The following is a 13,647-nucleotide window of genomic DNA, read 5'->3' on the forward strand; positions in this document are numbered from 1 at the left end:
TTTGCAGCCCGGCACGTCGCGCCCCCCCGACAAGGGGGTCCGGGGGGGATTATCCCCCCCGGCCGCCGGAGGCAACTGCATTATGCGCATATTCGTGCCGGCCATGGGGCGGGTGAATACGAAAAACCGCGACGGCAGCGAGGTCCGTTTCGCCGAGATCGCCAGGCGCTGGCTGGCCCAGGGCGTGGAGCTGCTGCTGCTTCTGCCCAGGCGGGAAATCGGGGTGTTGGAGTCCCAGGGCGTGCGGGCGAAGTGGCAGGTGCATTGGGAGCCGTTTACGAGCGAATCGGATCGGCTCTGGAACGTGCTGGCCGTTTATCTGTGGCGCATCCTGACCTGTCCTTTCGCGCGCTATCCCCGGGGCGTGGACGCGGTGTACGCGCCGTCGGATTTCCTCTTCGACCTGCTGCCGGCGCTTTTGTGCCGCTGGCGCAATCACAGGGCGCGCCTGGTGGTCTGCGTGTTCCTCATCGCGCCCAATCCTTTCAAGGGCTACGAGAAGGTGCTCGGCAAGGGGTTTCGGCTGCCGACCGTGCGGGGCGTGCTGTATTTCGCCGCCCAGTGGCTGTCGGTCGCGCTTGCCCGGGCGGCCGGCGCGACCATGCTGGTGCTCAACTCCCTGGACAAGGATTCCCTTGTCGCCATGGGCGCGCGGGCGGAGGCGGTCCACGTGGTGACCATGGGCGTGGACGGGGCCTTTTTCGACGGCGTGGAGCGGACGGCGGACACGCCGGCCTTTGACGGCATTTTCCTGGGCCGGCTGCATCCGCAAAAGGGGCTTTTCGACCTGGTGCGCATCTGGCGGCGGGTATGCGACGCGCGTCCGGGGAGCCGGCTCGGCGTCATCGGCGGCGGCAGCGACTGGTGGTTCGCCAAGCTCAAGCAGGAGATCGAGGCCGCCGGGCTGACCGGGTCCGTGGATCTGTTGGGCTTTCGCCAGGGCGAGGAAAAGGTGCGGCTTTTAAAGGCCGCCGGCTGCTTCCTCATGCCCAGCCACTACGAGAGCTTCGGCCAGGTGGCGGTGGAGGCCATGGCTTCGGAGCTGCCCGTGGTGGCCTACGACCTGCCGATCTACCGGGAGATTTTCCCCACCGGCATGACGAAGGTCCCCTTCGAGGACGTGCCGGCCTTTGCCGAGGCCGTGCTGGGGCTGCTGGACGATCCCGAGTTCCGGCGGCAGGCTGCCGCCGCGGCGCGTCGCCGGGCGGCGGTCTTCGACTGGGCGGCCATCGCCGAACGGGAGATGGAGATCGTCAACAACTCGTAGGAGCGCCCCTACTCGTCGCGCAGCACGCTCAAGACCTCGACGTTGGCCGCGGCCCAGGCCGGGTAGGCCCCGGCCGCCAGGCCCAGGGCGGCCGAGCCCACGAGCGACCCGCCGATGAGCCAGGGGTTGTAGACGCTCGGAAATTCCCCCAGCCGGTATACGACAACCAACAACAACAAGGCCGCAATGGTTCCGGCCGCGCCGCCCACGGCCGACATGGCCCCGGATTCGAACAGGAACTGGCGGACGATGTCCGAGCGCCGGGCCCCCACGGCCCGGCGGATGCCGATCTCCAGCCGCCGGGCCCGTACCAGCAGGATCATGATCGACAAAATGCCCAGTCCGCCGATGCCGAAGGACAGCGACGAGCTGATGTAGCCCAGGGTCTTGACCAGATCCAGGGCCTGCTGCTTGAGGTCCATGGTGTCCCTGGCCGTCAGCACCCGAAAGTCGTCGCGCTGCCCCTTCTCCACCTTGATGTCGTGGCGGCGGCGCAGAATGTGCTCGGCCGAGGCCTTGGCCGCCTCGAAATCCGTGCCGTCGGCCAGCTGCATGTACACGCCGTGGATGTAGTTCTTGTTGGCGAGCCGGCGCATGTAGGTGGAAAGCGGCACGAACACCTGCTCGTCCTGGTTGGCCCCGGACACGTCCGAGCCTTTTTCCTCCATCACGCCGAGCACCCGAAGCCTGGCCCGGAACATGTAGACCGCCTCCCCCAGCGCCGCCTCGGGCGTCCCGAACAGACGGGCCGCCACGGCCGGCCCCAGCACGCACACCAGGGCCTTCTCGTCCTCGTCGTCCTGGTCGAAGAAACGGCCGTAGCGCGGCGCGCCGCCGCGGATCTTGGGATAGGCCGGCCAGGTGGCCACCACCTGGCACATGGTCTTCTTGTCCCCGGACCGGATGGGCATGGGCGCGGAAAAGTAGGGCACGCCGTCCACCACCGAGGGCAGGCCGCGCATGAGCGCCACGGCGTCCGGCAGCCTGAAGCGGGTATTGCCCATGTCGGGCCGGATGTCGCCCCGGCGGAAGCGGATGGTCCCGCTCATGGCCATGAGCAGGTTGGGGCCGAGCTTTTCCGTCTCCTCGACGGCCTTGCGTTCCATGGCCAGGGAGATGTGCAGCACGCCCGTGAGCGCCAGCGCCCCCAGGAACACCCCCAGCATGGCCAGGACGGTGCGCATCTTGTGGGTGGCCAGGGACTTGAGGGCGATGCGAAGGCTCAGAAACACGTGGGGATCAGTCCGGAGCGCCGGCCTTGGGGGCGTCCTTGGAAAAGGCCTCGGTCTTCCAGGAAAAGATGTCGCGGGCCCGGGCCAGGGCGTAGTTTTCCACGTCCTGGTGCCAGGCGCGGAACTGGCGCACGATCTCGTGGCCGAGCGGCGTCAGGCGAAAGCCTTTTTTCGGGCCCGAGCGCTCCACCAACGGATCGCCGATGACGGTCTCGGTCTGCTTCATGCGGCCCCAGGCGGCGCGGTAGGACATGCCCATGGCCGCGGCGGCCTTGTTGAGGGACCCGAGTTCCTCCACCAGCTCCAGAAGCTGGATGCGCCCGAGCCCGAGCATCATGCCGTCGCGGGTTTCGAGCCACAGGTGCAGCCGCTGCACGGCCTCGATCTGGCGCATCGCTCCTCCCTGGTTTCCGGCTCGCGGATTCCTCTTCCGGCCAGGGGCACCCTACCCTCTGGCGGCCGGCCTGCAAAGGGGGGAGTTGACCGCAAGGGCCGCGTCCCGTATCGCCTGACGCCTGCCCCGGACGACGTCTGCCGCCGCCCGGCGCCACGGAGGACGGATGCAACCGCGCGAAGGACAACGGCCCGCAGGCGTGGGATACGCCGCCATATGGTCCCTGGCCTGGCCGCAGATTCTCATGATGCTGCTCAATTTCCTGATCGGCATCGTGGACGTCTACGTGGGCGGGCGTATCGACCGGGAAACGCAGGCCGCCATCGGCGTGCTGACCCAGGCCATGTTCTTTTTCCAGGTCGTGGCCTCGGCCGTGGCCAACGGGGCCGTGGCCGCCGTGAGCCAGTCCGACGGGGCCGGACGCCAGGCCCGGGCCGACCGCTACGTCTGGCTTTGCCTGCTGCTCGGCGTGGCCGCCTCTGTCGCCATCCTCGGCGTTGGCCTGGCCGGACGCGGGCTTTTCCTCGCCCTGCTCCAGGTACCCGAGCCCATGCTGCCGACGGCGCAGTATTTCCTGACGGTCTTTTTGTGGCTGCTGCCCATCCAATCCTTCTTCGTCATCGCCAACGCGCTTTTCAGGGCCAGACGGCAGGTCATGGTGCCGCTTTACGCCTGGGGCCTGGCCGCCGCGCTCAACGCCTTCGGCGACTTCGGCTTCGGCCTCGGCCTCTTCGGCCTGCCGAACTTGGGCTACGCCGGCGTGGCCTGGAGCACGTTCCTTTCGGTCACGGCCGGCATGCTCTTCAACTTCGCCGCCCTGCTGCGGGCCGGCTGGCTGCGGGCGGCGCTCTTCCCGGCCTGGCGCTGGGTGCGCTGCGCCAGCCCCTATCTTTTCAAGGTGGCCTGGCCGTCCGGGCTCATGCAGATCGTGTGGCACACGGGCTACCTGCTGCTCTTCGCCATCACCGGCTCCCTGCCCACGGGCAGCGTGGACGCCCTGGCCGGCATGGCGGCGGGCATGCGGGTGGAATCGATCCTTTTTTTGCCGCCCATGGCCTTCAACTTCACGGCCTCGATCCTGGTCGGCAACCTGCTCGGGGCCGGGGAGCCGGCGGCGGCCAAGCGCGTGGGCTGGCGCATCTTCCGGGCCGGCGTGGTGTTCGTGACGCTTTTCGGCGCGGCCCTGTGGCCGTTTCTGCCCGAGTGCGCGGCCGTGCTCTCCCCGGAACCGGCCGTGGCCGCCCAGGCGGTTTCCTATCTCCGATATAACGTGGCGGCCATTCCCTTCACCGTCGCAGGACTTATACTGATCGGGGCCATGACCGGAGCCGGGGCCACCCTGCTCACCATGTGCGTCACGGGAGCCTCGATCTGGTTCGTGCGGTTGCCCCTGGCCCTGTATCTGGGGCATAGCCTCCTCGGCCGAGCCGAGGGGGTGTGGATGTCCATGTTCGCTTCCCAGGCCGTGCAGGCCCTGGCCTGCCTGTGCGTGTACCAGTACGTGAACTGGGCGCGCTTCGGCATGGGCGGCGCAAAACCAAGGAAGTGAGATGCGAGACGGTTTCGAACCCATCTGCCTGGACCGCCGGGAGCAATACCTGGAGCGCCTGGCCCGCTGCCCACAGAAGGTCTCCGACTACAGCTTCGGCAACCTTTTCGGCTGGGCCGAGGAATACGGCCTCTCCTGGCGGTTCGGCGAAAGCCACGTCTGGATCTTGCAGACGAGGCCCGTGGAGGTCTTCTGGGCGCCGGTGGGCCCCTGGACCGACGTGGACTGGAGCGCCTGCCCGTGCCTGTCCCACGGGCTGGACTTCATCCGCGTGCCCGAGCGGCTGTGCGAGATCTTAAGCGACGCCATGCCCAACCGGGTCACGACCGAGGACTCGCGGGACCACGCCGACTACGTCTACAGCGTGCCCGAGCTCGTGGCCCTTCGCGGCAACAAGTTCCACAAGAAGAAGAACCTTCTCAGCCAGTTCATGCGCACCTACGACTACGAATACAAGGCCCTGACCCCGGACTGCGTGGAGGAGACCCTGGAACTGCAACGGCAGTGGTTCTCCTGGCGCGATCCCGAGGAGTCCGGGGCGCTTCTGGCCGAAAACCAGGCCATCGTGCGGGTCCTGCAGAACTGGGACCGCATCCCCGGGCTCATGGGCGGGGCCGTGCGCGTGGACGGCGAGATGATCGCCTACACCGTGGCCGAGGCGCTCACGCCCGAGATGCTGGTCATCCATTTCGAGAAAGGCCGGCCGGGCTTCAAAGGCGTGTACCAGGCCATCAGTCAAATGTTTCTGGCCGACGCCGGCGAAGGCTACGCCCTGGTCAACCGCGAGCAGGACCTGGGCGACGAGGGCTTGCGCAAAGCCAAGCTCTCCTACAATCCAAGCGGCTTTCTCAAGAAGTGCACCGTATCCGTCGCGCCGCGCCGTTGATGCATCGACGCGGCCATATCGCCGGACGCAACGCTCCAAAAGGTTTCAAGTGCGCACCGGCAGGGGACGTCACGGTACCTTGCCGTCGCCCGAGGACTTGCTTTTTTCGCGAAAAGGTTTCAATCAAAGCCTTCGCGATGCGAACCCGTCCTTCCCTCCGGGTGCGGCGCAACAGCAAAGGAGATGCTTTTGAAAGTCCTCGTCGTGGACGATTCCAAGGTCATGCGGGGGATCATCCGCAAGATGCTTGGCCAGGACGGGGTCGAAGTGCTCGAGGCCCCCAACGGCCGGCTGGCGTTGGAACTGCTGTCCACCGAGGCCGTGGACTGCATCGTTTCCGACTGGAACATGCCGGGCATGAAGGGCATCGACCTGCTGCGCTGCGTGCGCGGCGGCGTGGCCCGGGCCGAAGTTCCCTTCATCATGGTCACGGCCGAGGCCCTGGCCTCCAACGTGGCCGAGGCCGAGGCCGCCGCCGTCAGCGCCTATCTGGTCAAGCCCTTCACCGCCGAGGAACTCTGGGACATCATCCGGGCGCACGTCCCGGACGCCCCGACGGACTAGGACCGCTTCCCCGAAGAGGGCCTGCGGTCGCTCGTAGCTGCGGGACGCGGCGCGGGGCGGCAGGCCGGCCGCGATCCGCCCCGCCGGCCAATCCCACCGGACCGGTCCAGGCAGCTCCCGCGCCGCCGGCCCGGGAAACCGCGGCTCGACGGGCCTGGCCGGCAGCCCGCCGACCATGACGTAATCCGGTACGTCCCGCGCCGCCGCCCGCGAATCAACCACCGCCCCGTACCCGATGCGCACCCCGGCCATGACCCGGCCTCGCAGCCGATCCGCATGTCGTCGCCGGCCACGATGCCGTCCCGGTCGTCGAGGGTCTCACGGCCCCCATGGCACGGGGCCGCGCCCACCAAGAAACGCAAAGAGCCTATCGACTGGGCACGGGGGCGCGCCCGCCGTCTTTGAAGGGAAATTCGGTCTTGGCGAGAGGACTGAAGCGGTCCAGGCGGGCGGGCCTTGCCTTCCGGGATCAAGGAGAGCAGGTTGCGGCGCGTGAGGCCGGGCGGGCCTTGTTGGGGATCGTTGGAGTTCGTGCGGTCCCCGGCGCGAGGCGCGCGGTTGGCCACGTTTTGGCGAGAACTCCCGCCGGGACGCCGCTTCCCATGAAGATGGCGACGGGCTCGGACGGGCAAGCCCGAGTCTCGCCGTCCCCTTCCCGCACCCGGGCCGGCCCCCTGGCCGGACGCCCTCCCGGCGGACAACCTTCATCCGGCCTTGGGCCAAGGTTCGCGCATGGCTTTTCGTTTCACGCCCGGGACGCTGTCCCGGCTGCCGCAATGGTTTTTCTTCCTGGTTTCGCTGTTCGTGGGCTGGCGGTTCTTCCTTTTTTGCCGCTACGCCGCCGGGGTCGGCCCGGAGACGGCCCGGCCGGCCGGGGTGGAGGGGTTTTTGCCCATCAGCGCCCTGCTCGGGGCGCGCGAACTGGCCGCCACGGGTTCCTGGGATCCGGTGCACCCGGCCGGGCTGGCCGTTTTCCTGGCCGCCCTGGCCATGGCCTTTCTCTTCCGCAAGGGCTTTTGCGGCCACGTCTGCCCGGCCGGGTTCGTGGCCGCGCGCCTGGGCCGGATCGGCCAGCGCCTGGGCCTGGCCCGGTCCGTGGGCAAGCGCCTGGACGCCGCCCTGGGCCTGCCGAAATACCTGCTGCTGGCGTTCTTCCTCTACACCACCTGCTTCGCCATGGACGCCACGGCCGTTTCCGGCTTCCTGCGCTCCTCCTACAACATGACGGCCGACGCCAGGATGCTCCTGTTCTTCACCCGCCCGGGGACCACGGCCGTCGTCGTGCTGGCCGGGCTGGTCCTGCTCGGGGTCGTCTTCCGGGGTTCCTTCTGCCGCTGGCTGTGCCCCTACGGCGCGCTGCTGGGCCTGCTCGCCAAGGCCGGGCCCACGGCCCTGGCCCGGGACGCCGCGGCCTGCACCGGCTGCGGCCGCTGCCGCAAGGCCTGTCCCGTGGACCTGCCCATCGAGGCCGGGCCGCGTCCCATGACCTGCAGCGGCTGCGCCTCATGCGTGACGGCCTGCCCCCGCTCGGCCCGGGCCGTGGAGTTCTCCTTCCTCGGCAGGCGCGCCCCCTGGTGGCTCACGGCCGCCGGAGCCTGCGCCGTCTTCGCCCTGGCCTACGGGGCGGCCAACGCCCTGGGGCTCTGGGAAACGAAAATGCCGGCGGCCATGCTGGCCCGGCTCTACGCCATGGCCCTCGGCGGCTGACGGAGACGGCGCGAAAAACCGACCCTGTCCTCTTGTCTGCTATGGTCTTTGAAGATATATTGTCGACATAGACCTATGCCGTGCAAAAAAACTCAGGGGGACCCCATGGGCAAACTCGTCAAGGAAGAACAGGAAGGCGGCCGGCTGCATATCGAATCGCCGCTGATGGGCGAATCGCTGGTGAGCCGCAAGCTCCTGTCGGGCATGGCCCGACAGGAAGTCTTCCGCATGCACCCCGACGTCAACGTGCTCAAGATCGGCGGCCAATCCATCATGGACCGGGGGGCCAAGGCCCTGCTGCCCATCATCGACGTGCTGCTGACGGCCAAGGAGCGGCACAAGATCATCCTCATGACCGGCGGCGGCACGCGCGCCCGCCACATCTACAACATCGGCCTGGAACTGGGCATGCCCACGGGCGTGCTGTCCAAACTGGGAGACAAGGTCGCCTCGCAAAACGCCGAGATCCTCTCGGTGCTGCTGTCCAAGCACGGCGGTGTGCGCATCGGCCACGGCGATCACCTGGAACAGCTCACCATGTTCTGCCAGCTCGGCTATCTGCCCATCACCCCGGGCATCCCGCCCTACGGCTTTTTCGAGCACCCGGCCGAGGACGGCTTCATCCCGCCCCACCGCACGGACTGCGGCGCGTTCCTGCTGGCCGAGAACATCGGGGCCAAGTCCCTGATCTACCTCAAGGACGAAAAGGGACTGTACAGCGACGACCCGAAAAAGACCAAGGATGGGGAGAAGCTCGAATACTACGGCCGGCTGTCCGTGGAAGAGCTGATCGCCCTGGACCTCGACGACCTCATCGTGGAGCGGCCCGTGCTGCGCTTCCTCAAGCACGCCAAGACCATCAAGCAGTTTCAGATCATCGACGCCCTGCGCCACCCGGAGCACATCCTGGCGGCCCTCGACGGGGAGCACGTCGGCACGATCATTTACAAGGATTGAGGCTACGACGACGCGGCGGGGGGCGAAACGCCCCCCGCCGGTCTCGCCTGGGCGGTTACGCCTTTTCCCCGCCCTCGCCGGAGGCGTCGCCGGGGAGAAAGACGACCTGCGCGCCGACGGCCGCGGCGATCGCATCGAGCTCCCGCTTGCGGATATGCTCGGCAAAGAACTTGAGGTCGCCCGTGGCGGCCACGACACGGAAACGGGGGCGTTTTTCGCCCTTTTCGATCTTACGGCGTTCGCGCGCGAAAATAATGGACATGGCGCACCTCCCTGGTGCTGGGGTTGGTTTGAAAAGACAACTTTAACATATGTGCACTAAGCATCTATGTCAAGCGGAGGTTCACATGCCCGAAAAAATCGGGCCCGGCAAACCGGATCGGTACATGCAGCCCTCGATCCTCATGGCCCTGCTCGACGGCAGGTCCCATGGCTACGAACTGCTGCAGCACATCGGCGAATACGGCTTTCTCAAGGGCGACGCCCCGCCGGGCATGATCTACCGCCATCTGCGGCAAATGGAGGAAGAGGGGCTGGTGGCGTCCCAATGGGACGCCGAAGGCTCGGGCCCGGCCAAACGGGTCTACGCCATCACGGACGAGGGAAGGGAAGTGCTGGACGCCTGGGTGGGCTACATGGAACGGCAGGCCGCGTCGCTGCTGGGCTTCGTGACCCGCTACCGGGAACGGACCGGGGGCTGAGTCCGCCGGGCCGGCGTCGCGACAGGGGGCGTTTCACGCACCGACGCCCCGCGCCCGCAAGCCGGGATCAGGCGGCCTTGCCGTCGCGCTTGCCCAGGGCCGCGAGCCAGCGGCCCCGGCCGTCGGCGCGCACCTGCAGCACGGGCTGGCCGGCCCAAAGCGAGGGCCGCAGCCAGCCGCCGGTGGTCACGCTGTCGCCGGGCAGGGGAACGAGGGGATCGCGATCCACGGAAACGACGCGGATGCCCAGGCGCTCCAGTTCGGACACGGGCACCGTGGCCGGCAGGCGGCGCATGTCGCCGAGCTCGATGAACCGGCCGCACCAGCCGTGCCGGGTCAGGCCCACGGCCGCCGCCGCGCCGATGATGCCGTCGTTGCTGCCGCCGACGCCGGCCAGGGACACGGCCGACGCCGCGGTCATGGCCGCCTGCTGGGTGACCCGCGCCGCGTTGCACGACAGGCCGAAATCCACCAGGCCGGCGTCCACGCCAGCGGCCGCTGCCAGGCACACGCCCGGATCGCTGCCTTCCGGCGCGTGTTGCGCCAGATAGGCCGTGGCCGCCTCGAAGATCGGACGCCCCAGGGAAGGATCGTCCGCCTCCAGCACGGCGCAGGCCGAACTGTTGTTGCTGGTGTAGGGGATCTCCGGAAGCTTCGGCAGTTGGTGGCGCAGCACGGCGCGCAGCCGGACGGTCCCGGGAAGCGTGGCGCAGAAGTCGCGGATGGTGCGGCCGGTGCCCTTGGGCGAAGTCGCCGTGTCCGTGTCGTCGAAGCCGAGATAGAAAACGAAGCGGTCGTCGTTGCCGGTCTGCATGGGTCACCCCCGTGGCCTGCGTCCATACCACGGCCCGCGACGCGACGGCAATTGCAACAGCTATAAATAACTTAAGTTATTATTGACATAACCGCGCAAACTACTTCTTCGGCCGGCCTCCCGTGGATTCCTGGCCGGTGATGTGGTTCATGGAATAGCCGCCCTGGTAGATGACGCCCGTGGTGGTGTCCATGACGTATTCGAGCTCGCCGTTGGCGATGTACTGGTAGCGGCCCACGCCCCGGTTGCAATAGAGGCTGTAGGCCAGGACGGCCACGCCGGCGACGAAGGCCAGCTTGCATAGCACGTCCACGATGTCCTTTATGGCTTGCGGCATGATGACGGACCTCCCCGCGCGCGGCGCGGGGCGTTGCGGGCCGTCGCGGCCCGGTTCGTTCCCGTTCGTTTTATTCCCATTCCTGACGCCATGTCCCGGCCGGCGTCATTGCCTGGCTATGCGCTCGCGCAGGACCGAGGCGATGAGGTGCACCAGGATCATGTGCACGTCCTCGATGAACTGGTAGTTGTCGCTCGGCACGATGAAGCATTCCTGCACGGCGTCCTTGAGCCTGCCGCCGGAAAAGCCGGCCATGCCCACCGTGCGCGCCCCGCGCTCGCGGGCCAGCTCCATGGCCTTGAGCACGTTTCCCGACATGCCGCCGCCCGAGATGCCGATGACCACGTCGCCGGGATTGAGCAGGTTGAGCAGCTGGCCGTAGAAGATGTTCTCGAAGCCCGCGTCGTTGCCCCAGGCGGTCATGAGCGGGATGTTGTCCGTGAGCGGCACCACGCGGAAGCCCTTCTTGCCCGGGATGAGCGTGGTCTTGGACAGGTCCGAGCAGAAGTGGGAGGCCGTCGAGGCGCTGCCGCCGTTGCCCATGATGAAGATCTGGCGGTCGTGGGCGCGCGCCTCCCAGATGATGTCCGCGATGCGCGCGATCTGGTCCTTGTCGAGGCGGCTCACCACGGCCCGCATGCCGAGCAGGTAGCCTTCCGGGGTGATGGTGGCGCTGAAGCGGCCGGTGTGGTCCAGGGTCAGCTGCGCGCCGCCGGTCTCGAAGCAAAACGGCAGGCGCTCCAGGCCCATTTCCATCATCTTTTCCATGACGCCCGCCTGGGCCTCGGGCGGACAGTAGAGGAGCAAAAACCCGCCGCCGCCGGCCCCGGCGATCTTGCCGCCGAGCGCCCCCTGGGCCAGGGCCGCGGCGTAGTAGCGGTCGATGGCCGCGTTGCTGATGTTTTTGGCCAGGCTCTTCTTGTAGCGCCAACCGTCGTCCAGCAGCCGGCCGAAGCCGTCCAGGTCGCCGGCGAGGAGCACGTCGCGCATGCGATGCGCCTGGTCCTTGAGCCCGTCCAGGGCGGCGATGACCGTGGAGTCGTTGGCCTCGGTGGACTTCTTCTGCCCGGACAGGATGCTGGCCGAATCGCGGGACGCGCCGGTGTGGAACAGAAGCAGCCGCCGCTCCAGCTCCCCGGCCACGCCGTCCGGCAGGTCAAGCGGCGTGACGGTCACGCCGTCCCTGGAAAAGGTCATGAAGTTGAGACCGCCGCAGGCCGCCGCGTACTGGTCCTGCATGCCGATGGGGCGCTTAAGCGCCCCGATCTCGATCTCCGAGGCGATCTCGGCCAGCTCGGTCTTGGAGTGCTCCAGGCCCTTGAACGTGGCCACGGCCTGGACGATGCTCACCGTGACCGCGCCGGAAAGGCCCAGCCCCGAGCCCGTGGGCACGTCGCCCTTGAGCGCCATGTAGACGCCGCTGTCCACGCCGTAGCGCTTGCACACGGCCTTGGGGATCTTGAGCGCATCGCCCAGGTTGGCCTTCTTCATGTCCGGGATGCGCTGATGGAGCTGGTAGTCCGAGGAGACGATCTCCACCGGGCCGTCCGCGACCGGTTCAACGATAGTATAGAAATACTTATCTATGGTGACCGAAAGCACCGCGCCACCGTGGCGCTCGTAGTAGGCCGGCAGGTCCGTGCCGCCGCCGCCGAAGCTCAGACGCACCGGCGCCTTGGAAATGATCATGCGTGCCTCGCAGGAAAAGCCCCCGCCGGGGAGGCGTAGTGGAATCGGGAAAAATGCGCCTCGGCGGCCAGGCCGCACTTGGCGTAGAGCCGGCAGGCCGGCTCGTTTTCGGCCTCGGTGGTCACCACCAGGCGCTCCCGCCCGGCCCGGGCCGCCGCCGCCGCCACCCGGCGCAGAAGCGCCGTGCCGACGCCCCGCCTGTGCTCCAAGACCGAGACGATGTCCACCACAGCCTCGGGGCCGTCGTACTTGAAGCTCACGAAGCTCGCGCCCTCGTAGACCTTGCGCATGGTCGACGAAGCCAGGGAATTGCCGATCCAGGCCGCCTGGAACCGGTCGCGGCCGGCCTTTGGCGCGTAGGCGTCCAGGTTGAAGCGGTCGTAGCGCAGGTTGTCCACGTGCCGGGCCGCCTCCTGCGGGGTCAGGCGGTTCTCGGCCGTGTCCCCGGGGTCCGGCCCCTGGGCCAGGGCCGGGTCGATCCTCCCGGCGAAGCGCAGCTGCACCGTGACCTTGCGAAATCCCTGGCGCTGGAAGAAAAGGTCGGCCTCACGGTCGGCGGCGGCCACCCGGGCGTCGGCCATGACCGGGCCGGGCAGGGCCCGCAGCCGCGTCAGCTCGTCGGCCAACGCCGCGAAGTCGCAGCGCGTCACGCGGTAGAAATCACAGCCAAAGGCTTCGGAATCGAAGCCCTGGCGCGTCAGGCAGGTGAACTCCATGCGCTCCCGTCGTCCCGGCCGGCCACGTGGGCCTTGGCCCGCTCGTATTTTTGCGGCGACCCGATATCCATAACATAGCCGTCCAGGACTTCTCCGTAAAGGCGTTCGCCGGCCGCCAGCATGGCCGGGAACACGTCGCGGCCGAAATCGCTGAAGCCGGTTTCCGGAATGTAGTCCAGGACCCCCGGCGACATGGCGTAGACCCCGGCGTTGGCCAGGTCGGTGAAGGCCACGGCCGGCTTTTCCACGAACCGGGTGATGCGGCCCGTGGCGTCGCGGTCCACCAGGCCGCACTCGGTGGGGTTGTCCACCCGGTACAGGCCCACGGTCGCCGCCGCGCCGCTGGCCTCGTGGGCGGCGGCAAAGGCGCGCAGGTCCACGTCCAGGTACACGTCGCCGTAAAGCACGAAAAAAGGCCCGTCGAAAAAGTCCCGGAAATTGTTGACCGCCCCGGCCGTGCCGAGAAGCTCGGCCTCCAGGCCGTAAAGCAGGCGCGCGCCGAAGGCCGCGCCGTCGCCGAAATGGTCCGTCACCACATGGGGCAGGTAATGCAGGTTCATGGCCACGTCGGCCGCGCCCGAAGCCACGCACAGCCGCACCAGATGCTCGAGCAGCGGCCGGCCGGCGATGGGGACCATGGGCTTGGGCATGACGTCCGTCAACGGCCGCAGCCGTGTCCCGAGCCCGGCGGCGAGAATGAGCGCCTTGGATATCATAGGAGAAGAAGATGCCTCCGGCGGCCGGGGGGGATAATCCCCCCCGGACCCCCTTGATGGGGGTTGGGCGCGGGGCGCGCCCAACCCCAACAATGGCTTCCAGGAAGAAAAGCCTTCC

General features: G+C 68.0%; 15 protein-coding genes. 7 read left to right on the plus strand and 8 right to left on the minus strand.

The window, feature by feature from the left end; genetic code table 11:
- Nucleotides 1-82 precede the first annotated feature (82 nt).
- Nucleotides 83-1,267 (plus strand): glycosyltransferase family 4 protein, encoded by a 1,185-nt coding sequence (locus tag Q1K70_RS21590; protein WP_300164657.1) that lies wholly within the window; start codon nucleotides 83-85, stop codon nucleotides 1,265-1,267.
- A gap of 8 nt (nucleotides 1,268-1,275) precedes the next feature.
- Here Q1K70_RS21590 and Q1K70_RS21595 read toward each other — a convergent pair whose 3' ends face one another.
- Both Q1K70_RS21595 and Q1K70_RS21600 read right to left on the minus strand, forming a co-directional pair.
- Nucleotides 1,276-2,499 carry an ABC transporter permease gene (locus Q1K70_RS21595; RefSeq protein WP_300164660.1) on the minus strand — a complete coding sequence of 408 codons (1,224 nt, stop codon included), beginning with the start codon at nucleotides 2,497-2,499 and terminating at the stop codon, nucleotides 1,276-1,278.
- 7 nt (nucleotides 2,500-2,506) lie between these two features.
- The gene (locus tag Q1K70_RS21600) at nucleotides 2,507-2,893 is read right to left on the minus strand and encodes a LysR family transcriptional regulator (RefSeq protein ID WP_300164662.1); all 387 of its coding nucleotides are present in this window, start codon (nucleotides 2,891-2,893) and stop codon (nucleotides 2,507-2,509) included.
- Between the two features lie 166 nt (nucleotides 2,894-3,059).
- Here Q1K70_RS21600 and Q1K70_RS21605 point away from each other — a divergent pair, with 166 nt between their 5' ends.
- The 5 genes from Q1K70_RS21605 to Q1K70_RS21625 all read left to right on the plus strand — a co-directional run bounded on the left by Q1K70_RS21605 (nucleotide 3,060) and on the right by Q1K70_RS21625 (nucleotide 8,556).
- A complete protein-coding gene (locus Q1K70_RS21605) occupies nucleotides 3,060-4,442 on the plus strand; it encodes an MATE family efflux transporter (RefSeq protein WP_300164665.1) in 1,383 nt (460 codons plus the stop codon).
- Nucleotide 4,443: 1 nt separating this feature from the next.
- On the plus strand, nucleotides 4,444-5,328 hold the full coding sequence (locus Q1K70_RS21610; protein ID WP_300164668.1) for a phosphatidylglycerol lysyltransferase domain-containing protein: 885 nt from the start codon (nucleotides 4,444-4,446) through the stop codon (nucleotides 5,326-5,328).
- 183 nt (nucleotides 5,329-5,511) lie between these two features.
- The gene (locus Q1K70_RS21615) at nucleotides 5,512-5,892 is read left to right on the plus strand and encodes a response regulator (protein WP_300164671.1); all 381 of its coding nucleotides are present in this window, start codon (nucleotides 5,512-5,514) and stop codon (nucleotides 5,890-5,892) included.
- Nucleotides 5,893-6,624: 732 nt separating this feature from the next.
- Nucleotides 6,625-7,599, plus strand: coding sequence for a 4Fe-4S binding protein (locus tag Q1K70_RS21620; RefSeq protein ID WP_300164674.1), 975 nt, complete (start codon nucleotides 6,625-6,627; stop codon nucleotides 7,597-7,599).
- A 105-nt stretch (nucleotides 7,600-7,704) separates the two neighbouring features.
- Nucleotides 7,705-8,556, plus strand: coding sequence for a uridine kinase (locus tag Q1K70_RS21625; protein ID WP_300164677.1), 852 nt, complete (start codon nucleotides 7,705-7,707; stop codon nucleotides 8,554-8,556).
- Between the two features lie 55 nt (nucleotides 8,557-8,611).
- Here Q1K70_RS21625 and Q1K70_RS21630 read toward each other — a convergent pair whose 3' ends face one another.
- Entirely contained in the window at nucleotides 8,612-8,818 is a 207-nt protein-coding gene (locus Q1K70_RS21630) for a hypothetical protein (RefSeq protein WP_300164680.1), read from the minus strand.
- A gap of 85 nt (nucleotides 8,819-8,903) precedes the next feature.
- On the opposite strand from Q1K70_RS21630, the gene Q1K70_RS21635 reads away from it, so the two are divergent.
- A complete protein-coding gene (locus Q1K70_RS21635; RefSeq protein ID WP_300164682.1) occupies nucleotides 8,904-9,257 on the plus strand; it encodes a helix-turn-helix transcriptional regulator in 354 nt (117 codons plus the stop codon).
- 67 nt (nucleotides 9,258-9,324) lie between these two features.
- Here the strand turns inward: Q1K70_RS21635 and Q1K70_RS21640 are convergent, their stop codons facing one another.
- The 5 genes from Q1K70_RS21640 to Q1K70_RS21660 form a co-directional block, all read right to left on the minus strand.
- The gene (locus Q1K70_RS21640; RefSeq protein ID WP_300164684.1) at nucleotides 9,325-10,071 is read right to left on the minus strand and encodes a hypothetical protein; all 747 of its coding nucleotides are present in this window, start codon (nucleotides 10,069-10,071) and stop codon (nucleotides 9,325-9,327) included.
- A 100-nt stretch (nucleotides 10,072-10,171) separates the two neighbouring features.
- Nucleotides 10,172-10,408 (minus strand): hypothetical protein, encoded by a 237-nt coding sequence (locus Q1K70_RS21645; RefSeq protein WP_300164687.1) that lies wholly within the window; start codon nucleotides 10,406-10,408, stop codon nucleotides 10,172-10,174.
- 105 nt (nucleotides 10,409-10,513) lie between these two features.
- Nucleotides 10,514-12,097, minus strand: coding sequence for an SIS domain-containing protein (locus Q1K70_RS21650; protein ID WP_300164690.1), 1,584 nt, complete (start codon nucleotides 12,095-12,097; stop codon nucleotides 10,514-10,516).
- Nucleotides 12,094-12,813 carry a GNAT family N-acetyltransferase gene (locus Q1K70_RS21655; protein ID WP_300164693.1) on the minus strand — a complete coding sequence of 240 codons (720 nt, stop codon included), beginning with the start codon at nucleotides 12,811-12,813 and terminating at the stop codon, nucleotides 12,094-12,096. Before Q1K70_RS21655 ends, Q1K70_RS21650 begins: the two co-directional genes overlap by 4 nt.
- Complete coding sequence (locus Q1K70_RS21660; RefSeq protein ID WP_300164696.1) at nucleotides 12,795-13,529, minus strand: nucleotidyltransferase family protein; 735 nt, start codon at nucleotides 13,527-13,529, stop codon at nucleotides 12,795-12,797. Before Q1K70_RS21660 ends, Q1K70_RS21655 begins: the two co-directional genes overlap by 19 nt.
- Nucleotides 13,530-13,647 lie beyond the last annotated feature (118 nt).

The organism is Solidesulfovibrio sp. (assembly GCF_029978005.1).
Classification (GTDB): domain Bacteria; phylum Desulfobacterota; class Desulfovibrionia; order Desulfovibrionales; family Desulfovibrionaceae; genus Solidesulfovibrio.